Annotated in this window: 20 protein-coding genes, 3 rRNA genes and 1 pseudogene; 13 read left to right on the top strand and 11 right to left on the bottom strand. The window is 50.8% G+C overall.

The window, feature by feature from the left end; translation table 11 throughout:
* Window positions 1–64 precede the first annotated feature (64 nt).
* Together O3276_RS13180 and O3276_RS13185 are read right to left on the bottom strand one after the other, a co-directional pair.
* Window positions 65–403 (bottom strand): helix-turn-helix domain-containing protein, encoded by a 339-nt coding sequence (locus O3276_RS13180; RefSeq protein WP_269671764.1) that lies wholly within the window; start codon window positions 401–403, stop codon window positions 65–67.
* 209 nt (window positions 404–612) lie between these two features.
* Entirely contained in the window at window positions 613–831 is a 219-nt protein-coding gene (locus tag O3276_RS13185; protein WP_269671765.1) for a hypothetical protein, read from the bottom strand.
* A 249-nt stretch (window positions 832–1,080) separates the two neighbouring features.
* On the opposite strand from O3276_RS13185, the gene O3276_RS13190 reads away from it, so the two are divergent.
* The 6 genes and pseudogenes from O3276_RS13190 to O3276_RS13215 all read left to right on the top strand — a co-directional run bounded on the left by O3276_RS13190 (window position 1,081) and on the right by O3276_RS13215 (window position 6,173).
* Complete coding sequence (locus tag O3276_RS13190) at window positions 1,081–1,620, top strand: TRAP transporter small permease subunit (protein ID WP_269671766.1); 540 nt, start codon at window positions 1,081–1,083, stop codon at window positions 1,618–1,620.
* Entirely contained in the window at window positions 1,617–2,993 is a 1,377-nt protein-coding gene (locus O3276_RS13195; RefSeq protein WP_269671767.1) for a TRAP transporter large permease, read from the top strand. The genes O3276_RS13190 and O3276_RS13195 overlap by 4 nt, the downstream gene beginning before the upstream one ends.
* Window positions 2,994–3,079: 86 nt before the next feature.
* Window positions 3,080–3,448 (top strand): glutaredoxin family protein, encoded by a 369-nt coding sequence (locus O3276_RS13200; RefSeq protein ID WP_269671768.1) that lies wholly within the window; start codon window positions 3,080–3,082, stop codon window positions 3,446–3,448.
* A gap of 7 nt (window positions 3,449–3,455) precedes the next feature.
* Window positions 3,456–5,251 (top strand): annotated as a pseudogene (locus O3276_RS13205) (DEAD/DEAH box helicase family protein).
* Entirely contained in the window at window positions 5,251–5,763 is a 513-nt protein-coding gene (locus tag O3276_RS13210; RefSeq protein ID WP_269671769.1) for a hypothetical protein, read from the top strand. Before O3276_RS13205 ends, O3276_RS13210 begins: the two are co-directional and overlap by 1 nt.
* Window positions 5,764–5,822: 59 nt before the next feature.
* A complete protein-coding gene (locus O3276_RS13215; RefSeq protein WP_269671770.1) occupies window positions 5,823–6,173 on the top strand; it encodes a hypothetical protein in 351 nt (116 codons plus the stop codon).
* Here O3276_RS13215 and O3276_RS13220 read toward each other — a convergent pair.
* A complete protein-coding gene (locus tag O3276_RS13220; RefSeq protein WP_269671771.1) occupies window positions 6,119–6,862 on the bottom strand; it encodes a type 1 glutamine amidotransferase in 744 nt (247 codons plus the stop codon). The genes O3276_RS13215 and O3276_RS13220 overlap by 55 nt on opposite strands.
* 578 nt (window positions 6,863–7,440) lie before the next feature.
* Between O3276_RS13220 and O3276_RS13225 the strand changes: the two genes are divergently transcribed.
* Both O3276_RS13225 and O3276_RS13230 read left to right on the top strand, forming a co-directional pair.
* A complete protein-coding gene (locus tag O3276_RS13225; RefSeq protein ID WP_269671772.1) occupies window positions 7,441–7,926 on the top strand; it encodes a glutathione peroxidase in 486 nt (161 codons plus the stop codon).
* Between the two features lie 46 nt (window positions 7,927–7,972).
* On the top strand, window positions 7,973–9,085 hold the full coding sequence (locus O3276_RS13230) for a PilT/PilU family type 4a pilus ATPase (RefSeq protein ID WP_269671773.1): 1,113 nt from the start codon (window positions 7,973–7,975) through the stop codon (window positions 9,083–9,085).
* Between the two features lie 52 nt (window positions 9,086–9,137).
* On the opposite strand, the gene O3276_RS13235 is transcribed toward O3276_RS13230, so the two are convergent.
* Complete coding sequence (locus tag O3276_RS13235) at window positions 9,138–9,626, bottom strand: GNAT family N-acetyltransferase (RefSeq protein ID WP_269671774.1); 489 nt, start codon at window positions 9,624–9,626, stop codon at window positions 9,138–9,140.
* Window positions 9,627–9,805: 179 nt separating this feature from the next.
* Here O3276_RS13235 and O3276_RS13240 point away from each other — a divergent pair, with 179 nt between their 5' ends.
* A complete protein-coding gene (locus O3276_RS13240) occupies window positions 9,806–10,243 on the top strand; it encodes a hypothetical protein (RefSeq protein WP_269671775.1) in 438 nt (145 codons plus the stop codon).
* A gap of 83 nt (window positions 10,244–10,326) precedes the next feature.
* On the opposite strand, the gene rrf is transcribed toward O3276_RS13240, so the two are convergent.
* From rrf to O3276_RS13255, 3 genes are all read right to left on the bottom strand, one after another.
* Window positions 10,327–10,442, bottom strand: a 5S ribosomal RNA gene (gene rrf, locus O3276_RS13245).
* Between the two features lie 168 nt (window positions 10,443–10,610).
* Window positions 10,611–13,737: ribosomal RNA gene (locus tag O3276_RS13250) — 23S ribosomal RNA — on the bottom strand.
* Between the two features lie 305 nt (window positions 13,738–14,042).
* Window positions 14,043–15,598: ribosomal RNA gene (locus tag O3276_RS13255) — 16S ribosomal RNA — on the bottom strand.
* Together the 16S, 23S and 5S rRNA genes form the textbook arrangement of a ribosomal RNA operon.
* A 268-nt stretch (window positions 15,599–15,866) precedes the next feature.
* Here O3276_RS13255 and O3276_RS13260 point away from each other — a divergent pair.
* Window positions 15,867–16,145: a hypothetical protein gene (locus tag O3276_RS13260; protein WP_269671776.1), complete on the top strand. Its 279-nt coding sequence runs from the start codon at window positions 15,867–15,869 to the stop codon at window positions 16,143–16,145.
* A gap of 61 nt (window positions 16,146–16,206) precedes the next feature.
* On the opposite strand, the gene epmA is transcribed toward O3276_RS13260, so the two are convergent.
* From epmA to efp, 4 genes are all read right to left on the bottom strand, one after another.
* A complete protein-coding gene (epmA, locus tag O3276_RS13265) occupies window positions 16,207–17,196 on the bottom strand; it encodes an EF-P lysine aminoacylase EpmA (protein WP_269671777.1) in 990 nt (329 codons plus the stop codon).
* A 155-nt stretch (window positions 17,197–17,351) separates the two neighbouring features.
* A complete protein-coding gene (locus tag O3276_RS13270; RefSeq protein ID WP_269671778.1) occupies window positions 17,352–17,555 on the bottom strand; it encodes a hypothetical protein in 204 nt (67 codons plus the stop codon).
* Between the two features lie 295 nt (window positions 17,556–17,850).
* Window positions 17,851–18,159 (bottom strand): hypothetical protein, encoded by a 309-nt coding sequence (locus O3276_RS13275; protein ID WP_269671779.1) that lies wholly within the window; start codon window positions 18,157–18,159, stop codon window positions 17,851–17,853.
* 161 nt (window positions 18,160–18,320) lie between these two features.
* Complete coding sequence (gene efp, locus O3276_RS13280) at window positions 18,321–18,890, bottom strand: elongation factor P (RefSeq protein WP_101745846.1); 570 nt, start codon at window positions 18,888–18,890, stop codon at window positions 18,321–18,323.
* Between the two features lie 29 nt (window positions 18,891–18,919).
* Here efp and epmB point away from each other — a divergent pair, with 29 nt between their 5' ends.
* The 3 genes from epmB (at window position 18,920) to O3276_RS13295 (ending at window position 23,981) form a co-directional block, all read left to right on the top strand.
* Entirely contained in the window at window positions 18,920–19,963 is a 1,044-nt protein-coding gene (gene epmB / locus O3276_RS13285; protein WP_269671780.1) for an EF-P beta-lysylation protein EpmB, read from the top strand.
* Window positions 19,964–20,036: 73 nt separating this feature from the next.
* A complete protein-coding gene (locus tag O3276_RS13290) occupies window positions 20,037–21,689 on the top strand; it encodes a cyclic-di-GMP receptor FimW-related protein (RefSeq protein WP_269671781.1) in 1,653 nt (550 codons plus the stop codon).
* A gap of 270 nt (window positions 21,690–21,959) precedes the next feature.
* Window positions 21,960–23,981: an EAL domain-containing response regulator gene (locus tag O3276_RS13295; protein WP_269671782.1), complete on the top strand. Its 2,022-nt coding sequence runs from the start codon at window positions 21,960–21,962 to the stop codon at window positions 23,979–23,981.
* Window positions 23,982–24,033 lie beyond the last annotated feature (52 nt).

Here is a 24,033-nt window from a genome sequence, read left to right on the forward strand (position 1 = left end):
TAACCTCTTGCGTAAGGGGCGGCGTGTTTAGCGCCGTCCGCTGGGTGCTGTTGTTATGTTTGCTTTACTCCAGGTTTTCTGCCCATGACGTATCGGTTATTCTCGGATCGTCGATTCGCTGGCCGAAGCAGTTGTAATGATCCTCTTTTATCTGCTTGAACACGAACGGCTCGAACAACATTCGATACAGCTTGGAGATGTTGCCCCCCTTCTGGTTAGTACGGTAACAACTTTCTATAAAGCCTTCTTCTTCCAGCTTTTTTAATCCGGCGCTGATGGTGGGTTGACTGGTGCCGACCATATCTGCCAACAGTTTCTGGCTTGGCCAGCATTCGCCTTCAGTATTGGCAAACGTTACCAGTACGACCAGCAAGTATCTTTGCGTCGGTGTCAGCGCCTCCATCCCTTTATTTTTAAGTTTGACCCGAATCTGCGTAAAACATCACCCAATCGGGCAGTGAGTGCCAGCCTATCAACCCGTCGATAGCCCCACCGAAATTGAGCGAATTTCAATATCAACCAGTTGATACAAACAAGATAAAGAACAGTATCAAAGAACCAGTTGCACAATGCGGCCTGCGCGGGTGAACATAACACTCTGCTTATGCAAACTCATTTCGCATAAGCAACATAACCATCGCCCAGAAACCACGCCCTATCACCGGCCTTCGAGCCTTTTTTTATAGCGATCATTGTGTTTGTTCTTGTATCTCTGTGTTGTCGCTGACGGACTTTTTTAATCATGTTTTCATGCCATTTGGGAAAATCAAGTATAGACTGCTCCCAAAGGACGCCCCCTCCCCCCTCTGCCAACACAATACCGGTAATCATCACCGGACACCTTTCGCGGCATGGAAAACATCAACCTTCACAAAGCTCATGAGCGGTCGTGAGATTGTGAAATTGCTCAACCCTCATGGGAAAGCCTATAATGGCCTCGCTTAACGTGTTCTGTTTACTGCACTTTTTTAATCAAGCAGCAAAAATGCCCCTCTCAGGGTCTGGTAATGGAACACTGAAAAATAATGATAATAACAAGCAGCCAGCATCGAATGCGTTGGCTGTCGGGGGAAAGACAGTATGAATCCCACCTGGAAACTTGCCAGGTCGGTGGTGGCCACCATCGACCAATTCACAGAACACACGGGAAGATTGATCAGCTGGCTGACATTACTGCTGGTATTCGTCGTCTGTACCGTGGTGGTTTTGCGCTACTTGCTCAATATCGGCTCCATCGCCATGCAGGAATCGGCCATGTATCTGCACGCCATGGTCTTCCTGGGTGCCAGCGCCTACACACTCAGGCACAATGGCCATGTCCGGGTGGATGTTTTCTACCGAACCATGAGCCCACGGAAGCAGGCACTGGTCAACAGTCTGGGCACCGTTTTCCTGTTGCTACCGGTCTGTCTGTTTATTGGTGCGATGAGCTGGGATTACATCGCACGTTCCTGGCACATTCTGGAACAGTCCCAGGATCCCGGAGGGCTGCCTTTTATCTATCTGCTGAAAAGCCTGCTCCTGGTGATGGTGGTTACCCTTCTGCTTCAGGGCGTTGCCGAACTGATGCGTTCTCTGATGATCCTTACCGGTGAAAGCCGCCAAGAGGGCAGATCATGATGGACGCCATTCCTTTTCTGATGTTTACCACCGTCTGCCTGGTGCTGCTGGCTGGTTATCCCGTGGCGTTTTCCCTGGCAGGTACCGCCTTGCTGTTTGCCGGAGCCGGATCACTGTTTGGCGTATTTGATTTCTCGCTGATGAACGCCCTGCCCAGCCGACTGTTTGGTGTTATCACCAACCAGACCCTGATTGCTGTGCCACTGTTTGTCTTTATGGGCGTGATGCTGGAAAAATCCAAAGTGGCAGAAAGCCTGCTGGAAAGCATGGCAAGGCTGTTTGGCAAAACCCGCGGCGGCCTTGGTCTCTCGGTGATTGTGGTGGGCATGCTGCTGGCCGCCAGCACCGGCATTGTCGGAGCCACGGTGGTCACCATGGGTTTATTATCCCTGCCCACCATGCTGCGCCGGGGCTATTCCCCGGCACTGGCAACCGGTACGATCTGTGCCACGGGGAGCCTTGGGCAGATTATTCCCCCCTCCATTGCCCTGGTTTTGCTGGGCGATGTGTTATCCAGTGCCTACCAGCAGTCACAGATAAAGATGGGTGTCTTCTCACCGGATACGGTGTCGGTTGGCGATCTGTTTGTGGGTGCCATCATTCCCGGATTGCTGCTGGTTTTCTGTTATGTCGTCTATCTGGTGGTGGTTGCCCGCGTTAAACCGGATGCGGCACCGGCACTGACCGACGACGATCTGGCGTCCATGGGCAGCAACCGTTCCCTGTTATCCTGCCTGTTGCCACCGCTGGTGTTAATTGTCGCGGTTCTGGGCTCGATCCTGGCGGGTGCCGCAACACCAACCGAAGCGGCCAGTGTCGGTGCGGTTGGTGCGATCCTGCTGGCGATTCTGCGCCGACAACTCAGTATCAAAACGCTGAGAGAAGTGGTTCGCTCAACGACGCAGGTCACCTGTATGGTGTTCATGATTCTGATTGGAGCTTCCATTTTTTCCCTGGTATTTCGTGGCTTCAATGGTGAAGAGTTGATTCACAGCTATTTTGAAGCCATGCCCGGCGGGGTGTTTACCGCCGTACTGATTGTCATGCTGGTGATGTTTCTGCTGGGCTTTATTCTCGATTTTATCGAGATTACCTTTGTCGTCGTGCCCATGGTTGCCCCTGTGTTGCTGGCGATGGGGCTGGATCCGGTTTGGTTGGGGATTATGATTGCGGTCAATCTGCAGACCTCATTCCTGACGCCACCTTTTGGTTTTGCCCTTTTCTATTTACGGGGGGTTGCACCGCCAGAAGTGGCGACAGCCGATATCTACAAAGGGGTGATTCCCTTCATCATCATTCAGCTGATGGTCTTGTGTGCGTTAGCGATATGGCCAGAACTGGCAACCTGGTTGCCGGATAAGGTTTATAACTAGTATTTGATTTCGTATAAATCCATGGCCATCAGTCAAAGGCTTTGGCCTAACTGATACAATCGGACTTTTCACTGGTACTCAAACCTATGTTATTAAAAATTATTCGTAATGTATTAGGCTACGGTATTGCGGCAGCGGATAAGCTGACCCGCCCGAAAGCGATGGCACGTTCACCGGAGCAGCAGGCCCGGGTGGATGCACAAACCGCCAATATGACGCTCTACCAGTTCACGGCCTGCCCTTTCTGTATCAAAACCCGCAGGGCCATTCACATACTGGGCCTGAATATCCAGACCCTGGATGCCATGAACGATACCGAGGCCCGTAATGCGCTGCAACAGATGGGCGGCAAGGTTCAGGTACCCTGCTTACGTATTCAGGAAGCGGGCAAAGACGATATCTGGATGTATGAGTCCGGCGATATTATCCAATATCTGCAAAAGAGCTTTGGCTAATCCCGAAATGGTCTACCAGCTCCGCCCCTATCAAAAAGATGCCGTTCACAGTGTGATACGGCATTTTCGCAAATCCAATGACCCGGCCCTGCTGGTGCTGCCCACAGGTGCGGGCAAGAGTCTGGTTATCTCCGAGCTGGCCCGCATTGCCCGTGGCCGCGTTCTGGTTCTGGCCCATGTGAAAGAATTGGTGGAACAGAACCACGGCAAATACCAAAGCTATGGATTGCAAGCCTCCATCTTCAGTGCCGGACTTGGCCAGAAAGAAGCCTCTGAACAGGTGATATTTGGCAGTGTGCAAAGTGTTGTCAGAAATCTTGAACAGTTTCAGCACGCACCGGGTCAGAAAGCATTTACCCTGCTGGTTATTGATGAGTGCCACCGGGTATCCATGGAGAAAACCTCCAGTTACCACAAGGTCATTGACCACTTTAAACGCCTGAATCCAAACCTTAAGGTTCTCGGTCTGACAGCAACCCCCTACCGCCTGGGGATGGGCTGGCTGTACCAGTATTATCAAAGCACTGAAAATAAGGGGTCGGTCAGAACCGAAGAGCCTCGCTTTTTCAAAGAGTGCCTGTTTGAACTGCCACTGTCTTACATGGTTGACAATGGTTATCTCACGACACCCGAAGTGGTTGATGCCCCCATTGTGTTCTACGACTTCAGCCAACTCTCCCGGGATAGCTTTGGACGTTATGGCGAGCAGGAACTGAATCAGCTATTGAAAGGGAAAACCCGGGCCACCCGGGAAATCATCAATCAGGTAAAAAAGAAGCCGCTACCCGTAAAGGTGTCATGGTGTTTGCCTCAACAGTAGACCATGCCCGTGAGATTATGGGTTACCTGCCAGACGATGAGAGCGCCCTGATTATTGGCGATACGCCCGCAAAAGAGCGGGACCGTCTGATTGCCGCGTTCAAACAGCAGCAGCTTAAATTCCTGGTGAATGTGTCAGTGCTCACCACCGGTTTTGATGCTCCCCATGTAGACCTGATCGCCATACTGCGGCCAACAGAGTCCGTCAGCCTTTATCAGCAGATCGCTGGCCGGGGGCTGCGCCTGGCACCGGACAAAAAAGAGTGCCTGATTATTGATTATGCCGGCAACCGCTTCAGTTTATACAGTCCGGAAGTGGGCGAACCCAAACCGGATTCCAAAGCGGTGCCCGTCACGGTGCCCTGTCCTGCCTGTGGCCACGAGAACCATTTCTGGGGAGTGGTCGATGGCGATGGCGATCTGGTGGAACACTACGGTCGACGCTGTCAGGGCTTTGCAACATTTTTGGCGGACAACGGCAGCGAAGTGAAAGAACAGTGTGAGTTCCGCTACCGCTTTAAAGAGTGTGACCAGTGCGGTGCTGAAAACGATATAGCCGCCAGAAAGTGTCACAGCTGCCAGAACGGACTGGTTGACCCGGATAAAAAACTTCGAGAGGCACTCAACCTGAAAAACTGCCTGGTAATCCGCTGCTCTGGCATGGAAATGAATGCGGATAAAGACACACAGGGCAAACAGCGCATCCGGATCACCTACCACGATGAAGACGGTGCCGAAGTCAATGAGTTCTTCAGGTTGGATACCCCCTCACAGCAAGGTGCGTTCTATCATCATTTTGGCAAGCATGCCCTGATTAATCGTGCTGAGCCATTCCGGGCGTCAACGGTGGATAATGTTATCCACAGCCGCAAGAAATTTCGCAAACCTGACTTTGTGATAGCGCAGAAGGAAAAGCATTACTGGAAAATCATTGATAAGCTGTTCGACTACGATGGTAAATACCGCAAGGCCGAAGCGCTCTGATGCACGTCACTTATCATATAACCGGGCAAACCCAGAACCGCATCAATCCGTTGATGATTAAATACAGTCCGAAGCATACGCTGGTCATCTGGGTTGCCTCACTGGCCTGTTTACTGATGCCGCTGCTGGTCTTTCGGAACAGCCTGAGCAACATTCTGCTTTCCGGACTCTTTGGCTCTGCCTTAATTACTTTCCTGATACTGAATCTCGGCCTCAGGTATGCCGTGCATAAACGCTTTGGTCTTCATTACCAGCCGGACCTTGACCTGGAAACCCGTACTCTGAGCCTTGAGGAACATGGCATCAGCATCCGTTCATCATTACTGAAACCGGCTTTTCGCCCCTACAAGCAGGTAAAGATGATCACGGTAGAAGACAATATTATTGTCATCGCAGGAAAAAGCGGCTGGCTGGAGATGATTCCCCGGGATCAGGTTACAGAAGGCAACTGTGGATTATTACTGGATACGCTCTGCCAGAGAGCCGGGAAAAAAATAAAAAGTTCCAACTGAGGCAATAAAAATAATCTAGAATTTTGTCAGGTAAACAGCACTGCACGGTTTGAATAGCGATGTTCAAGCTCCCCGTTATTACTCTGTTATTGGTTACCTTATTATCTGCCTGCATCACAGAAAGTCCGGTACATGGCAATAAATACGCTGGCAAAAAGAGCGCCAGCGGCTGGCTGGAAATACCACCAAACCCTGAGATGCTGAACATGGCAAAATTTGCGGCCAGGGACTTACAAAACGACTCGGTACTGAAAGTAACAGAAGCAAAACGCCAGAATATCCTTGGTACCTGTTATCTGCTTGCTTTTCAAATGAGCAGTGGTACACAGTGGCAAGCGGAACTTTACCAGGACCCTTACGGTAAACTGACTCTGCTTGAATTGTTAAGCCCATTTCCCGCAAGAAAATGAACGATGGCCTCGCCTGCCTGAGCCCGGTCGTCAGGTAACCCAACCGCGCCCAACGCCTTATCAATTAATCGATCACCCACCATGGTGCGCAGCCTATCGCACACATCCATAAAAAATCCGTCGACAAATTCAGGATGCGCCTGCCAGGTCAGGATGGAAGACCCCCGTCGAGTAATGGCGTTCTCACAGAAATCCGAGGTTGCCAGCACGGCAAAGCCCGGAGCCACTTGATCCACCTGATCCTGATGCACAGCCAGAACACGAATCATGCTACCGGACTTAAAACACCCGAAATCACACAGCGCTTTCACCGGATAAGCACCTAACCCCCATCCTCCGGGAAACTTACGAACACTGCCTCCCAGGGACTGATGAATAATCTGATGACCAAAACAGATGCCCACCAGCAATGCATCACTCCTGGCAAGGTCGATAATCAACAGCCTGAGTTTCAGGATCCACGGCTCTGCATCATAAGCAGAAGACTTGCTGCCACTGATAATCCATGCGTCACATTGGTCAACGGAGGATGGAAAACTGCCTTGATAACAGCGCCAGACAGAATACTGCCACTGACCGGGCATCACCCGGTCAACCATCATTTTGTAATCATTATCAAAGGTGCCAAAACGCTCAATAGAGTCCGGATGATGTTCATCGCACAATAAAATACCCAGTCGTCTGTTCAATGCCAGCTTCCCCGAAACCTGTCTTCTGCATTAGTACAGTCTATATCGACAAGAAGCCCATCGCGGACACAAAGCAAACATACTTCCCAGAGCCTGCTATACACAACCATGGTTGCCTCTACAATCACAAAGCTGATATCCGTTGCCCTCACGCCGAGGCCATAACAAGCTTGAACAAATAATTAAATTTTTTTTCATCCAGAACTTGCGTTATCCACAAACCCAACATTATAATGAGAATCGTTATCATTAAGATTAAAGATGTTACATATCGGCTCAACCTGACTCTCCCCAAGCCTCTGTTGAGCCACCCAAGCACTTAACCTGTTGACTTATGGAGGGACTGCCATCGAACGAAATTTCAGACCTGACTAACTGGCAAATGCCAGTGATTCGCAAATCCTCATCTTTAGGGCCTGAATTTCAGGCCTTTTTTTTGTTGTTTCCTGATCCGATCCTGTCCATTATTGATAAGCTGAAAAATTGCATGTTAAGTGTGCAGCAAGATATTGGCTATCAGGCACCTTTCGGATGGCAACCCCGCTGCATTGGTCTAATCAGAAAAAGAGCCACTACCGATGGAACTACAGAAGTACAAAATGCCCATGCTTGGCGGGGAAATGAAAGAACTCGCTGACTATGAGAACAAGGTCATTTTAATCGTCAATACTGCCAGTAAATGTGGCTTCACTCCCCAGTACCAAACCCTTGAAGAGCTATACAACAAATACAAGGACCAGGGGCTGGTCATCCTGGGCTTCCCCTGTAATCAATTTGGTCGCCAGGAACCCGGAGACAGCGAAGAGATTGGTGCTTTCTGTCAGAAGAACTACGGGGTTACCTTCCCGATGTTTGAGAAAATTGAGGTGAATGGTGATCATGCCGCGCCACTTTATAAAGATTTAAAATCCGAAGCGCCCGGACTGCTGGGTACTCAGAAGATAAAATGGAACTTTACCAAGTTCCTGGTCGGTCGTAAGGGCGAGATCATTGACCGCTATGCCCCCACCACCAAGCCGGAAGATATCGAAGAAGACATCTGCAAAGCATTAAGAGAGAGCTGAGCGAGCCGACAAATTAAGAGTCTCAACAACCTGACACTCTTATACCGTGGATATTAACAAAGCACTCTCCCTGCTGGCTGATCGTAACGGTTCAGAACTGTTTCTGACGGTCGGCTACCCCCCCTGTTTGAAAATCAATGATCAATTGGTACCGATAGCCAACACCTCGCTGACCAGCGAGCAGGCCCACCATAGTTTTGCAACCATGATGGGCGAAGAGCGCTTTAAAGAATTCTGTGCGACCCGTGAAAGCAATTACGCGATACAGAACCCGGAGTCCGGTCGTTTTCGCATCAGTGCGTTCTTCCAAAGAGGGGAACCCGGAATGGTGATCCGGCGCATTCACCACCATATTCCTTCCCCCCGGGAGCTTGGCCTGCCGGATATTTTCTGCGACCTGATGCTTCAGGAAAGAGGTTTGATCCTGATTACCGGGCCAGCAGGTGCCGGTAAAACAACCGCGATGGCATCCCTGGTGAACCATCGCAACACTGCGGGTAAAGGGCATATCATCACCATTGAAGACCCTGTTGAATTTATCCACAGCCACAGACAATGCATCGTCACCCAGCGAGAAGTTGGACTGGACACCCAATCTTATGAAGAAGGTCTGTCGAACGCCCTGCGTCAGGCACCCGACCTGGTGGTGATTGGTGAGATCCGCACCCCCGAGGTGATGAAACATACCATTGAATTTGTGCAAACGGGTCACCTCTGTATTGCAACCCTGCATGCCAACACAGCCTATCAGGCGCTGGAACGCATCATTCACTTCTTCCCCCGGGAGCAACATGAAGAGGTTCTTCTGGATTTATCACTGAGCTTGCAGGGAATCCTGGGGCAACAGCTGCTCAGCTCTGAAGATGGTACGGCCGCCTATCCTTCCCATGAAATCCTGTTAAATACACCGGCGCTGGCCGATCTCATCAAAAAGGGCAAAGTGGATGAAATCCATGACTTGATGGAGCGCTCCAAAGACTCGGGTATGCAAACCATTGACCAATCCATATTCAAGCTGTTTGAGGCTGGAAAAATCACCGCTCAACAAGCTATCCAGCATGCTGACTCCTCCAATAACATGCGCCTGCTCATAAAGATGCATGGTCATCAGGAAGGGGACGATAATTCCCTGCCACACTTGACCATTTCCACGGATTGAATCAGCCTGAGAATAACACGGTGCAACAGGTATTAATCTGCTGCACAACTACTCACCCATGCTCTTCTAGTAATGAACGCTGCCAGATGGATGTATCAATAACCTGATCAAACTTAACACCGCAGCGCTCCATCACTCCCACCTTTCTATACCCCAGTTTCTGATGCAATGCCTCGCTGCGCTGATTGGGCAGGGCAATCACACCAATCATTTCCCGAATCCCCAACGCTTTTGCCGCACTGAATAACGCCTGATACAACAAGGTACCCATGCCACGTCCACCAGCACCATCGCGCAAATATATGGAACCTTCCGCCGTATACCGATAGGCGGCCCGAGCATGATAATGGGCAGCATAGGCATAGCCGAGTACCTCACCCTCTTGTTCATAGACCAGAAAACAGTGTGCTTTCTCCAGCCTTTTCCCGATCTCTTCAGGGGTCACAGGATTTACTTCAAAAGTAACCGTACTGTGCAAAACATAGGTGTTGTAGATATCCGCTATCTGGGCACAATCATCTGGTTTGGCGGTTCTTATCATCAATATACTGCCTGTCCATCACAAAATTATGTGAATGCAGCATATTTGAAATAACCAAATCACTGCAAACCGACATGATTGTGTCAGCACCACTGACCGGCCTGTTATCACCTTTGCAGGGAACTAAAGGTACGATCTTCCTATCAAATTCCCTGAACAAACTATTGAGGATCATACCCATGACAAGAAAAACACACTTAAGCATATTCTTTGCAACACTGCTCTGTATTAGCTTTTTCAGCTTTGCGGAACCTGCTCAACCATGGAAAACGGGGAACATAAAGTTGTACGGCTTGTTAATACCAGTAATCCAGGCAGAAGAAGGAGACATCAATGGCTTTATTGCCTGTTATTCACATGACATGAAAATGCCATCTTACCCCGTAGAAGAAGACATTTACGTAAAAGGCTTTGTCTCTATGGAAGGGCAGTACAAAGGACGCATTTTTCATCCCGAAGGGTATCTAGATATGGATATCAGCCCTGTATATACAACACCCAGCACTTTATGCCAGGAGTACCTACCCTCCTGCCAAGATGAGAACATTGAATGCTGGGCAGGCGGTGATACCGGCGGCTACTTTGGTCACCTTCTTCGGGCAGTTGATGCCGAGTGATATTCTTTCGCTACAATGCAAAAACCCCGACAGATCACTCTATCGGGGTTTGCAACCTTGAGCGGACTCAAGGTAAAAATGGTGCCTGGCGATGACCTACTCTCACATGGGGAGACCCCACACTACCATCGGCGATCGGTCATTTCACTGCTGAGTTCGGGATGGGATCAGGTGGTTCTAACCTTCTATGGTCGCCAGGCTAAACTTTTTTGAGTGGGCAGTTTGCAGTTGGCAGTCGCCAGTTGACTTCTACTCACTCTGGAATCCTTCATTAAGCTTTCTTGCTGTACACTCTTTGCGTATGGCGGTTGACTGCCGACTGGTTACTGTCGACTGCCCACTGTCTTTTAAATCGCTTTGGCGTTATATGGTCAAGCCGCACGAGTCATTAGTATTGGTTAGCTCAATGCCTCACAGCACTTACACACCCAACCTATCAACGTCATAGTCTTTAACGGCTCTTCAGGACTCTCTGGGAGTCAGGGAAGTCTCATCTTGAAGGGGGCTTCCCGCTTAGATGCTTTCAGCGGTTATCCCGTCCGAACATAGCTACCGGGCAATGCGTCTGGCGACACAACCCGAACACCAGTGGTCCGTCCACTCCGGTCCTCTCGTACTAGGAGCAGCTCTTCTCAAACTTCCAACGTCCACGGCAGATAGGGACCGAACTGTCTCACGACGTTCTAAACCCAGCTCGCGTACCACTTTAAATGGCGAACAGCCATACCCTTGGGACCGGCTTCAGCCCCAGGATGTGATGAGCCGACATCGAGGTGCCAAACACCGCCGTCGATGTGAACTCTTGGGCGGTATCAGCCTGTTATCCCCGGAGTACCTTTTATCCGTTGAGCGATGGCCCTTCCATGCAGAACCACCGGATCACTAAGACCTACTTTCGTACCTGCTCGAGATGTACCTCTCGCAGTCAAGCGTGCTTGTGCCTTTACACTAACCGTACGATGTCCGACCGTACTTAGCACACCTTCGTGCTCCTCCGTTACTCTTTGGGAGGAGACCGCCCCAGTCAAACTACCCACCACACAATGTCCCCGATCCCGTTTCGGGACCCGGGTTAGAACCTCAATATTGCCAGGGTGGTATTTCAAGGATGGCTCCACGATGACTGGCGTCACCGCTTCAAAGCCTCCCACCTATCCTACACAAGCAACATCAAGATCCACTGTGAAGCTGTAGTAAAGGTTCACGGGGTCTTTCCGTCTAGCCGCGGATACGCTGCATCTTAACAGCGATTTCAATTTCACTGAGTCTCGGGTGGAGACAGCGTGGCCATCGTTACGCCATTCGTGCAGGTCGGAACTTACCCGACAAGGAATTTCGCTACCTTAGGACCGTTATAGTTACGGCCGCCGTTTACCGGGGCTTCGATCAAGAGCTTCTCTCACCACCACATTGCTCTTGCTGACTGCGTTAAATGATTCCGCTCGCTCAGTCATTTACTCTTTTGTAAACTCCTTCGCTCGCTCCATCATTTGCCTTGCAGCAAAAGCAATCTGGAGGTGAGATAACCCCATCAATTAACCTTCCGGCACCGGGCAGGCGTCACACCGTATACGTCCACTTTCGTGTTTGCACAGTGCTGTGTTTTTAATAAACAGTCGCAGCCACCTGGTATCTTCGACCAGCCTCAGCTTACGGAGCAAGTCCGATCACCAAAGCCGGCGCACCTTCTCCCGAAGTTACGGTGCCATTTTGCCTAGTTCCTTCACCCGAGTTCTCTCAAGCGCCTTGGTATTCTCTACCTGACCACCTGTGTCGGTTTGGGGTACGGTCCCTTCTGACCTGAAGCTTAGAAGTTTTTCCTGGAAGCATGGCATCAATCACTTCAGTTCCGTAGAACCTCGTCATCAATTCTCGGCCTTGAGGATCCGGATTTGCCTGGATCCCCGGCCTACGATCTTAAACGCAGACAACCAACGCTGCGCTGACCTAGCCTTCTCCGTCACTCCATCGCAGTCAAAAGGGGTACAGGAATATTGACCTGTTTCCCATCGATTACGTCTTTCGACCTCACCTTAGGGGCCGACTCACCCTGCGCCGATTAGCGTTGCGCAGGAACCCTTGGTCTTCCGGCGGGGGAGCTTCTCACTCCCCTTGTCGTTACTCATGTCAGCATTCGCACTTCTGATACCTCCAGCACACCTCCCGATGCACCTTCAACGGCTTACAGAACGCTCCTCTACCACCTAGAGACTAGTTTCTAGATACAAGTATCAAGTTAAAAGACAGAAGCTGAGTATTAACTCTGTACTTCTTTTTCTTGTCACTTGTTTCTAGAAACTAGTCTCTAGATCCGTAGCTTCGGTGTCTAGTTTGAGCCCCGTTAAATCTTCCGCGCGAGCCGACTCGACCAGTGAGCTATTACGCTTTCTTTAAAGGGTGGCTGCTTCTAAGCCAACCTCCTGGCTGTCTGGGCCTTCTCACATCGTTTCCCACTTAACTAGAACTTTGGGACCTTAGCTGACGGTCTGGGTTGTTTCCCTTTCCACGACGGACGTTAGCACCCGCCGTGTGTCTCCCGTGATTGCACTCATCGGTATTCGGAGTTTGCATGGGGTTGGTAAGTCGGGATGACCCCCTAGCCCAAACAGTGCTCTACCCCCGATGGTGAGACACGAGGCGCTACCTAAATAGCTTTCGAGGAGAACCAGCTATCTCCGGGCTTGATTAGCCTTTCACTCCTATCCACAGGTCATCCGCTAGCTTTTCAACGATAGTCGGTTCGGTCCTCCAGTTGATGTTACTCAACCTTCAACCTGCCCATGGATAGATCGCCCGGTTTCGGGTCTACTCCCAGCGACTGTTGTTCCGAAGAACGCGCCCTGTTAAGACTCGGTTTCCCTACGGCTCCCCTAAACGGTTAACCTTGCCACTGAAAGTAAGTCGCTGACCCATTATACAAAAGGTACGCAGTCACCCCTCTGCCCTTAAAAAAGAGTAAGTAGGCTCCCACTGCTTGTACGTACACGGATTCAGGTTCTATTTCACTCCCCTCAACGGGGTTCTTTTCGCCTTTCCCTCACGGTACTGGTTCACTATCGGTCAGTCAGGAGTATTTAGCCTTGGAGGATGGTCCCCCCATGTTCAGACAGGATTTCACGTGTCCCGTCCTACTCGATTTCACAATAAATGAGCTTTCGTGTACGGGGCTATCACCCACTATGGCCACACTTTCCAGAGTGTTCCACTAACTCATAAATTGCTTAAGGGCTGCTCCCCGTTCGCTCGCCGCTACTGGGGGAATCTCAATTGATTTCTTTTCCTCCGGGTACTTAGATGTTTCAGTTCCCCGGGTTCGCCTTCCAGACCCTATGTATTCAGGTAAGGAATAACGGCTTATGCCGTTGGGTTTCCCCATTCGGAAATTCCTGGATCACAGCTTGTTTATCAGCTCCCCAAGACTTATCGCAGATTACCACGTCCTTCATCGCCTCTGACTGCCAAGGCATCCACCGTGTACGCTTAGTCACTTGACCATATAACCCAAAACGATTTACCTTCGTAAATCGTTAGAGGTCAGTCAATACAACTACCTTTAACGATCAAATGAATTTCTTTCGAAATTCATCGCCATACACATTAGCTATTACCTTTCGGTAATTAACTTGAGAGTGTCTCAGCAAGAATTTTCTTTAAACGATTTAACCGAAGTTAAATTATTTAAATCAATTCAGCTTAAATTTGGATTCCACATTTTTAAAGAACAATGACTAATAAAACTGCGCATGCAGTTTTATCATCAAACAATTCGTGTGAACGCTTATGGACGTCGGTTTTCGTTTAAGGAGGTGATCCAGCCCCAGGTTCCCCTAGGGCTACCTTGTTACGACTTCACCCCAGTCATGAATCACTCCGTGGTAATCGTCCTCCTTGCGGTTAGACTAACTACTTCTGGAGCAACCCACTCCCATGGTGTGACGGGCGGTGTGTACAAGGCCCGGGAACGTATTCACCGTGACATTCTGATTCACGATTACTAGCGATTCCGACTTCATGGAGTCGAGTTGCAGACTCCAATCCGGACTACGATGCACTTTCTCAGATTAGCTCCACCTCGCGGCTTGGCAACCGTCTGTATGCACCATTGTAGCACGTGTGTAGCCCTGGCCGTAAGGGCCATGATGACTTGACGTCGTCCCCCACCTTCCTCCGGTTTGTCACCGGCAGTCTCCCCAGAGTGCCCACCATCACGTGCTGGTAACTGAGGACAAGGGTTGCGCTCGTTGCGGGACTTAACCCAACATCTCACGACACGAGCTGACGACAGCCATGCAGCACCTGTCTCTGCGTTCCCGAAGGCACCCTTCTATCTCTAGAAAGTTCGCAGGATGTCAAGGCCAGGTAAGGTTCTTCGCGTTGCTTCGAATTAAACCACATGCTCCACCGCTTGTGCGGGCCCCCGTCAATTCATTTGAGTTTTAACCTTGCGGCCGTACTCCCCAGGCGGTCTACTTATCGCGTTAGCTGCGTTACCCGTCGTACAAGACAACCGACAACTAGTAGACATCGTTTACGGCGTGGACTACCAGGGTATCTAATCCTGTTTGCTCCCCACGCTTTCGTACCTCAGCGTCAGTATCAGGCCAGAGTGTCGCCTTCGCCACTGGTGTTCCTTCCTATATCTACGCATTTCACCGCTACACAGGAAATTCCACACTCCTCTCCCGTACTCTAGCCACCCAGTTTTGGATGCAGTTCCCAGGTTGAGCCCGGGGCTTTCACATCCAACTTAGGTGGCCGCCTACGCACGCTTTACGCCCAGTAATTCCGATTAACGCTCGCACCCTCCGTATTACCGCGGCTGCTGGCACGGAGTTAGCCGGTGCTTCTTCTGTGGGTAACGTCACAGCTGAAGGGTATTAACCTTTAACCTTTCCTCCCCACTGAAAGTGCTTTACAACCCTAGGGCCTTCTTCACACACGCGGCATGGCTGCATCAGGCTTTCGCCCATTGTGCAATATTCCCCACTGCTGCCTCCCGTAGGAGTCTGGGCCGTGTCTCAGTCCCAGTGTGGCTGATCATCCTCTCAGACCAGCTACGGATCGTCGCCTTGGTAGGCCTTTACCCCACCAACAAGCTAATCCGACGCAGGCTCATCTGATAGCGAAAGGCTCCGAAGAGTCCCCTCCTTTCCACCGCTCTTGAAGAGCTAGTGCGTATGCGGTATTAATCCGGATTTCTCCGGGCTATCCCCCACTACCAGGCAGATTCCTACGTGTTACGCACCCGTCCGCCGCTCGTCAGCGAAGTGCAAGCACTTCCTGCTACCGCTCGACTTGCATGTGTTAGGCCTGCCGCCAGCGTTCAATCTGAGCCATGATCAAACTCTTCAGTTTAAATCGTTTTGCCATTTTATTCCGAAGAACAAAACAACGGCTCAATGTCACAATTAAACGTACATGAATTTACAGGTATGTTCGCTTGATCAATTAAGCATCTTAAAGTGTTCAAAGCCGAAGCTTTGTTACCGATGCCATCGCACAAGCGCCCACACGAATTGTCTGATATCTTGTTAAAGAACTGATTAAACCGTGGTGATTTAATCGCTGATTCAGCAGTCAGTGCCGATCAGCAAGGCCGCCTATCTTACCGTGGCGGCTTTCGTTGTCAAGCATTCGTTTTTCAGAAGAAGAAGAAGCTTTCCAACTCGCCAACGTTGCTCTCAAGCCCTGTCAGCGGAGGCGCATCTTACCGCGCCAGTTTGATTTGTCAACCGGTTGTTTTTCATTCAATCCAAACAACCCATTTTCAAACCGCACTTCCTGGTCAGCGATGATGATTCATCCTGCTGATCCGTGGGTGACCGTTTCAGGTTTGCCCGTGGAAGAGCGGCGCATTCTACACAAACCAAATGTAATGACAAGTATTTTTATTCCAGGTTGATGCATTCACCCGTGCATCTTTTTGGGAATCACCGGCTGCACACTGGTTGCGGCACCATTCATTATGCCCGGCTGAAATCAAATGCCAGCACATCCGCAATATTGCCTGTGCCGAGCATCAACATAAGAAGCCGGTCAATGCCTATCGCTACGCCTGCACAGTCGGGCATTCCGTGCGCCAGTGCCGCCACCATGTTTTTATCGTAGGGGTAGATGTCATAGCCTCGCTCCTGACGCTTTTGCTGCTCTTGTTCAAAGCGTTGTTTCTGTTCCTCTGCATTCAGCAGTTCATGATAGCCATTGGCCAGCTCGACCCCGTTCACAAACAGCTCAAAGCGTGAAGCTACCGGATGTCCATCCCGATTGGTGGATAACCTGGCCAGTGCTGACATGGTGGCCGGGTAGTCATAGACAAAGTAACCTTCCAGCACTTCTGAATCTTTGGCCCCCAGGTTCGGCTCAATAAATTTTGAGAACAGCAGGTCCAGGCAGTCACTTCTTTCAAGCCCCTGAAGTTTGGCATCCACCTTATCCCTGACCAGCTGGCTCAGCGCTTCATCCGATGCGATGTATGGATTTACTCCCAGGTACTCTGCAAATAGCTCCCCATAGCTGCAGCGCCGGACCTCCCGGAAATTGCAGACACTGCTCAGCAAATCGGCAACATCATCCATCAACCGCCGGTCATCCATACCAACGCGATACCATTCCAACATGGTGAACTCCGGATTATGCCGCCCTCCCGCTTCACCATTTCTGAAGACTCGCCCGAGCGAGTAAATATCGCCACTGCCCGCTGCCAGCAGCCGCTTCATGGCAAACTCCGGCGAAGTGTGCAGGTAGCAAAGCTGTGACTGGCCATGACCAATGGGGCTGAACTCTGTGGCAAAGCTGTCTATATAAACATCCACAGTGGCGCTGCCGGACAGCATCGGGGTTTCCACCTCCATGACGCCCCGGGCATCAAAATAAGCCCGGGCCTTGCGTAGCAATCGGGCTCGTTCTTTGAGCGCCATCATGGAAGCCGATGGGTGCCATAAGTCATTGGTCATAAGTGGCTCCTGAGTAATATTGATTATTTAAGGTAAGGGAATACTGCCGGTAGTTGTAGGGCTGAATACAACAAACCCTGCCAACTATGGCAGGGTTTGTTGTTTTTCAATGCCTGTCAGCCGGAGTTAGCTGACCAGGGGAAAGCATCTAAGCTTTACTCGCTGATTCTGGTGTAAGTCAGCGGTGATTTCCCAGGTTTCGCAAGCCCCATACTGGCAACTGTACTGAAACCCTTATCGGTCAGGCCGCCGCTGTAATCCGCTGAGCCATCGGGCAGGTCCGCTTTGGACTCGGACGGATTCCACTGTCTGAAGTAGTCTGACAGATCATAATTACTCAGGTAAGACAGACAGCTCATCAGCAGATCACCCTAGCTCAGGCTGGTGTCTTTGGCAGAGCAGTAATTGATACCATCGTTACCATTCAATTCATCACCCACCTGGTCGCCACGGGCTTTGCGATGGGCCAGCTTGTACATATTCTAGCCCTGGTCATTACCAAATACGGCAGGCTGATTACCCTCTGGATACCATTTGCTGATATCGAAGTGGTCCTCAGCCACAGCTTCACCTTTTGCAGATCACTGCTAATTCGATCCATCTGCGGCAGAGCCGCACGCTGTTCCTACATTTAGAGAGCAAGAATATTGTTGGTCACCTCGATACCACCAGTGATGCGTAGTCCTGATCATTATTGTGAATGGTGATCTCAAAGGATTGCCGCAACAGCATCAGAGTACTTCTGGCATCAAGGCCCGCAAAGCCACCTTTGGAGATAGAGGTCAGATTATCCAGGCGATAGCTTTTATTCACGACGAAGTCGTAGATCTGGCCTTTCATTTGGCTACCGTCAAAACGGAACGCATACCCTTTTTCAATATTGCTGGCTACGTCGATACTCTGGGTACCATTGTCATTCTTTGGTACCAGCCAGGTCAGCAGGTTACTGAAGAAGGTCTTCATACTGCCTTGATCATTACGGACATCAGCATGAACTTTTCATGCCCGGCGGGGATGAAACGATTACGGAAAGGGCACGGATTGTAACCACTGTGGTGGGCACAGAATAGCTTCAAAAAAAGCAGGGCAAGGCGGCAGAAAAGCCGCCCCGCAAAAGAGATCAATTACTTCACACGACCAACATATTCGCCGGTACGGGTATCAATTTTGAGGACTTCACCCTCAACAATAAACAGCGGCACCTTAACCACCGCGCCGGTGCTCAGCTTGGCTGGCTTGGAGCCGCCCTGGGCGGTATCGCCCTTCAGGCCCGGATCGGTTTCCACCACCTGGAGTTCGACAAAATTAGGTGCAGAAACCGAAAGAGGGGAACCATTATAAAGAGTAACCGAGTATACTCCCTGCTCTTTGAGCCAATCGATGGTGTCACCCACGGCTTCACGGCTGGCTGCATGCTGTTCGTAGGAACCATCAGTCATCATGAAGTGCCAGAATTCACCGTCGGTGTAGAGGTATTCCATATCCAGGTCCATAACGTCTGCCGCTTCCAGGCTTTCGCCGGATTTGAACGTACGTTCCCAGACGCGACCGGACATCAGGTTACGGAATTTAACCCGGTTGAATGCCTGACCTTTGCCAGGTTTTACAAATTCGTTCTCAATGATCGAGCAGGGATCGCCCTCGAGCATTACTTTAAGACCTGAACGAAACTCATTGGTACTATAACTAGCCATTGGACCTTACCAGGAGATCAAAAACCCCTATGATAACCCGTTCGGAGCTCAGTGTGCAGTCGAGGGCGCAGATAAGTACGCAGACAATCAGCGATTTCGGCTGCTGGCAGACGCAACTGGCAGGGGCCATCACCTCCCCGGAGCAGTTGCTGGCCATGCTGCAGCTGAGTCCGGGGCTATTATCACCGGCATTGAAAGCCTGTCAGGAATTTCCACTGAGAGTACCCCATGCCTATATCCAGCGAATGGTGCCGGGGAACCCTGACGACCCGTTGTTGAGGCAGGTTCTGCCTGTTGGCGAAGAGTGTCAACACATTGAGGGTTATGGCCTGGATCCGCTGGCAGAGCAGTCGCAGAACCCAACCGATGGGGTGATCCATAAATACCATGGCAGGCTGTTGCTGATCGTCGGTGGGGCCTGTGCGGTGAACTGCCGCTTCTGTTTTCGCCGCCATTTCCCGTACCAGGATAATCGACTGGACCGGGACAGCTGGCACAAGGCCATAGAGTACATTCGCGCGGATAACAGCATAAAGGAGGTGATTCTCAGTGGCGGAGACCCATTGGCCAACAACGACCGCCGGTTGGCGAACATTGCTGCCGAGCTGAACGCTATTGAACATGTGGCCACACTGCGCATTCATACCCGTTTGCCTGTGGTGATTCCTGACCGGGTCACCGATGAACTGATCAACTGGTTTGCCAGACAGCGCCTGCAACCTGTGATGGTGATTCATGCCAACCATGCCAACGAGATTGATGATAGCGTTCGTGAAGCCACGTTCCGACTCAAACAGGCGGGCGTAACATTATTGAACCAGGCCGTGTTGCTTAAAGGCGTTAATGATAGTGCTTCAGCGCTTATTCAGCTTGGCGAAACGCTGTTTAGAGCAGGCGTACTCCCTTACTACCTGCACCTGTTAGACCCGGTGCACGGTGCCGCGCATTTTGATGTGCCGGACGTTACAGCGACTCGTCTGATACAAGAGGTTATGGCTCACTGTCCGGGCTACCTGGTGCCCAGACTGGTTCGAGAGATTCCTGGCAAACCCGGCAAAACATGGATACTCTGACACTTTTCAATAAAAAGATTGATCAAGAACCGTTACTGACAGGATGTCAGAGCCCCGCTATTGGAATTAAAGAATGGAATCTGCAAACACTCCTCACCTGGAGCTACCCAGCCGTAGCCTCAATTCTCTTTCATTTTGTCCTGACGGGACAGCGCCAAACAGCAATAAGCTGGAACAGTGGCTGAAAGGACTGCCTCTCACGGATCATCAGCAAAGTGGAGAACTTCTGGTTAACGCTCTGGATGAACTGAGCAGGCTTGACGCCCGCCCTGATGAGCTATTTGCCCTTGCAGAAGCCCTCCGGTCACCTTCCCGGTCAACCGCCGCCAATAGTTATCAACGACATCTGCAGCGATACATTACTTTTGCATCAAGCCAGCAAAGCTGGTTTGATCTGTGCAAACGCCTGTATATGGGCTTGGCAAACGTCTATAAAGCCGTGGTTCAGTGCTGTCTGGATAATAAAGAGCATGCCAGCATACTGGCAGCCGCGTTGCATCGGGCTATTTCGGAGAGTACGGCAGCGTATTTATTCCATTGCCTGCTTTATCGCCCTGCACCTGAACGCCTGTGGCTTGAACTGCATACGTTATACCAGCTTGCCGCACGCCATAATCATCAGGGCTTCCAACAGGAAGATCCTTATGACCCCAAATCCAGCCCCATGTCGCTGGAAAGCCTCTATAAACGAGCCCTGATGCTGTCACGCAGTAATACCGATCAATTGTCACCCGGTGAAATCCAGCAGGTCTGGCAAATGTTAAGCCTCTGGATCAGCCACGGCAAAATTCAGCCCGAGTCTGGCCTGAAAACCTATTTTTCAGTGCGTCTCAACGGTGACGGAGGCCTTGAATATGCGTTACCAGAGCCTGATAAAGCGCACCCCGGCGTGATTGGTCTGAATATCCGGGTACTGACCGCGCACCTGACAAAAATAAAAGAAAACCCAAAAGCGGCAAACGTGTTGCCAACGGAATTGATCCAACATCTCATATCAAGCTGGGGACCGATCCAAAAGCGATCCAGTCCGCGCAGAGCTGCTTCGAACCCATGTGAAACCTGCTTTGGATTTACCGCGCTTCATTATCATCTCTCAGGTAAGCGACGATTTGAGGATATCATTGCCGCTCATTCTGATGCTGCTGGCAAAAGTAGCTTCTCAGAGGCATCTGATGATGTCTGGTCACAGGCCCATGACGCTGAAATCAGAGATAAACAAAACAGCCCTTCAGCTGGTGAGCGAATTACCTTTAATACGGCAGAGACCCCGTGTAATAACCACCTCTCTGTCTTGCCAGCCGAGATCATTAATACCAGCAACACCGGGTTCTGCCTGAAAATCAACAGCACGTTACCCAAACAGTTTCATGCCGGTGAACTTATTGGCATCCGCCTGGATAAAGTGTCACCCTGGGCCCTTTACAGTGTGCGCTGGCTGGGAATCTCAGCGCAGAATGAAGTGACTTTTGGTGTCACTCTCATCAGCCCATCAGTAGAACCAGTGGCCATATCCCTGATACACAAAACTCAGGCAGCCAGCCGCTTCCAGAGATCACTGATGTTAACCGACCCCAACCAGCCCTCTCTGGTCATACCAAATCTCTCCGCCAGGGAGGGAACCAAGTTCGAGTTGATTCAGAATGACACCCTGCTGAAAGGTCAACTTATGAGCTGCATGAATACAACGCCAACCTGGAGCCAGTACCAATTCAAGCTGTTTGGGTAAAAGCTTAGGATCTTTTTAATAACTTCGACATTTCAATAAGCGCTGCCCGCTTCCCGCCACCCGCTGCCCGAAAAAGACAGGGCGCTTGTGCTTTTGCGGGAAGCGGGAAGCGGCCTTGCAAAGTTCCCGGTGCCGGTCACAATTCCGTGGAGGCACTCTATACCTTTGAATTGCGCTTGTCGTAAGATGTTGAAACAGGCTCATACCGTTTCAGGGAGCATCTGCTGACGTAAGAGCTGCCTCATTCAAAATAATAGTGATCAATCTCCCATGAATTACCGCCGACAAACTCTACGCTTGCTTGCCCTGGAAGACTCCCCAGACGATGTGGAACGCTGGGTAAAGTTGTTTCGCAATGCGGGCCTGCCTCCCCGGGTGCAACATATCGCTTCCATCGAAACCATGGAAGAAGCCCTGTCAGAGCAGCCATGGGATGTCGTACTCAGCGCTGAAGAAACCACCAGGCTTAATGCACAGCAGGTACTGACCATCATTGAAAAACACCAGAAGGATATTCCGGTTATTGTCACCCTGCCGGAATACAATCCTCAGCGTACTTCTACCTGGCTATCTGCCGGAGCCAGAGACGCGATACCCAGTGCCCATGAAGAGCATATACTGCACGCCGTTCTCCGTGAGCTCACCAGCCTGGAAGACCGGCGAAACCTCAGCAATGTCCGTCAGGAGCTGAATGAGTCCAACAAACGTTGCCAACTGTTACTGGCCAATGCCTCTGAAGCCATCGCCTATATTCACGATGGCATGCATGTGGATGCCAATGCTGCGTATCTTCAGCTCACGGGCTACGACCATGCCGATGATCTGGCGGGCATTCCCCTGATCGATATGATCGCCGCACAACATCAAGCTGAGATCAGACAGATGTTGAAGCAGTTTGGGACCAACCAAACAATTGACCAGGTTGAATGTGAGCTGGTTCATACCGATGGCCACAGCACCCCGGTCAGCCTTCGCTTATCCGCTGCGCAATACGATGATGAACCCTGCATCCAGCTGATTCTGTTACCGGTAATGGTTCCCGTACTCAGCCAGCCGGTGAACCATAAGGCCAGTGCAGAAACGAAAGAACAGTTTCTTGAGCAAGCCGCATCTGCGGTCACAGCAGCAACAGAGGCCACACTGGCCTGGATACAGCTGGATGACTTTCAGAATTTACAACAAGAAGCCAGTATCGATGGCATTATCTCCATACAGGGATCCATTGTGCGGATGGCTGAGGAACTCTTCCCCGCTGCCGCTATCTGCCATTATACCGATGACAGCTTTCTGCTGGTTGAAACAGCAGGTAATCCGGATGACACCCATAAGCGCCTCATCACCTTGCAAAGCGCCATTGATGAGCACCTGTTCGGCAGTGACGATGAAACGCTCACAGCGACAGTCAGTATCGGTTTTGCGGTTAAAGAGCATAAACAAGACATCACCATACTGTTAAATAATGCAGAAAGTGCCTGCCAGCGCGCCATTAAAAATGCCGAACGTCTTTGCCGCTACTCCAAAACGGAAGAACTCGATGAAAAAGCCAGGGATGGCGATGTACAGGCCATGATTCGTCAGGCGCTGTCCCAGGACTCATTCCGTCTGCTGTTCCAGCCAGTCATCAACATTACCGGTTCCGAAGAAAAACAGTATGAAGTCTTCCTGCGCCTGCACTCTCACCAGGGTGAAGTGGTTGAAGCCGGCACGTTTATGGCGGCGGCAGAATCCTCCAGCCTGATGCCGCATATTGATCGCTGGGTGCTTCGTCAATGCGTACGCCAGTTGGCACAGGTTCATAAACAGGGACAAAGCGTTCGGTTGCTGATTCACCTGAGTCACCTGTCCATCCAGGGAACCGAGTTAGCCCAGTATCTTTCCGGCCTGTTGAAAGCAACAGAGTTGCCGCCTGACAGTATTGTCCTGCAACTGCCAGAGTCCATCGTGCTGCAGCAGCTGAAACGCATTGTGGATTTTGCTGAAGCTATTCACAATATTGGCTGCCAGCTGGCCATTACCCGATTTCAGGGTGACTCTCGTTCCATGAAGATACTGAAGCACCTTGATATCCAGTTTGTGCGCCTGGACGGCAGCTTCACCAGCAAACTGGATGAAAACAGTGATGAGAACATCATCAAAATGCTGGATATCCTCAAAGAACATAATATTCGCAGTATTGTGCCAAAGGTAGAAAGTACCCGAACACTGGCACACTTGTGGCGAATGGGCGTTGATTACGCGCAGGGGTACTATATTCAGGGGCCAATGGAAGCGATGGACTTTGACTTTGGCTGACAAAAATAAATGACAGGCAGGATGTGTAACGGTCCTGTCTGGTTTAACCCGG

The organism is Endozoicomonas sp. GU-1 (assembly GCF_027366395.1).
Classification (GTDB): Bacteria; Pseudomonadota; Gammaproteobacteria; order Pseudomonadales; family Endozoicomonadaceae; genus Endozoicomonas.

Coding starts and splice junctions, on each gene's coding strand:
- O3276_RS13180 (WP_269671764.1), bottom strand. CDS start 403: ATGGAGGCGCTGACACCGACGCAAAGATACTTGCTGGTCGTACTGGTA.
- O3276_RS13185 (WP_269671765.1), bottom strand. CDS start 831: ATGATTACCGGTATTGTGTTGGCAGAGGGGGGAGGGGGCGTCCTTTGG.
- O3276_RS13190 (WP_269671766.1), top strand. CDS start 1,081: ATGAATCCCACCTGGAAACTTGCCAGGTCGGTGGTGGCCACCATCGAC.
- O3276_RS13195 (WP_269671767.1), top strand. CDS start 1,617: ATGATGGACGCCATTCCTTTTCTGATGTTTACCACCGTCTGCCTGGTG.
- O3276_RS13200 (WP_269671768.1), top strand. CDS start 3,080: ATGTTATTAAAAATTATTCGTAATGTATTAGGCTACGGTATTGCGGCA.
- O3276_RS13210 (WP_269671769.1), top strand. CDS start 5,251: ATGCACGTCACTTATCATATAACCGGGCAAACCCAGAACCGCATCAAT.
- O3276_RS13215 (WP_269671770.1), top strand. CDS start 5,823: ATGTTCAAGCTCCCCGTTATTACTCTGTTATTGGTTACCTTATTATCT.
- O3276_RS13225 (WP_269671772.1), top strand. CDS start 7,441: ATGGAACTACAGAAGTACAAAATGCCCATGCTTGGCGGGGAAATGAAA.
- O3276_RS13235 (WP_269671774.1), bottom strand. CDS start 9,626: ATGATAAGAACCGCCAAACCAGATGATTGTGCCCAGATAGCGGATATC.
- O3276_RS13240 (WP_269671775.1), top strand. CDS start 9,806: ATGACAAGAAAAACACACTTAAGCATATTCTTTGCAACACTGCTCTGT.
- epmA (WP_269671777.1), bottom strand. CDS start 17,196: ATGACCAATGACTTATGGCACCCATCGGCTTCCATGATGGCGCTCAAA.
- O3276_RS13270 (WP_269671778.1), bottom strand. CDS start 17,555: ATGAGCTGTCTGTCTTACCTGAGTAATTATGATCTGTCAGACTACTTC.
- O3276_RS13275 (WP_269671779.1), bottom strand. CDS start 18,159: ATGAAGACCTTCTTCAGTAACCTGCTGACCTGGCTGGTACCAAAGAAT.
- efp (WP_101745846.1), bottom strand. CDS start 18,890: ATGGCTAGTTATAGTACCAATGAGTTTCGTTCAGGTCTTAAAGTAATG.
- epmB (WP_269671780.1), top strand. CDS start 18,920: ATGATAACCCGTTCGGAGCTCAGTGTGCAGTCGAGGGCGCAGATAAGT.
- O3276_RS13290 (WP_269671781.1), top strand. CDS start 20,037: ATGGAATCTGCAAACACTCCTCACCTGGAGCTACCCAGCCGTAGCCTC.
- O3276_RS13295 (WP_269671782.1), top strand. CDS start 21,960: ATGAATTACCGCCGACAAACTCTACGCTTGCTTGCCCTGGAAGACTCC.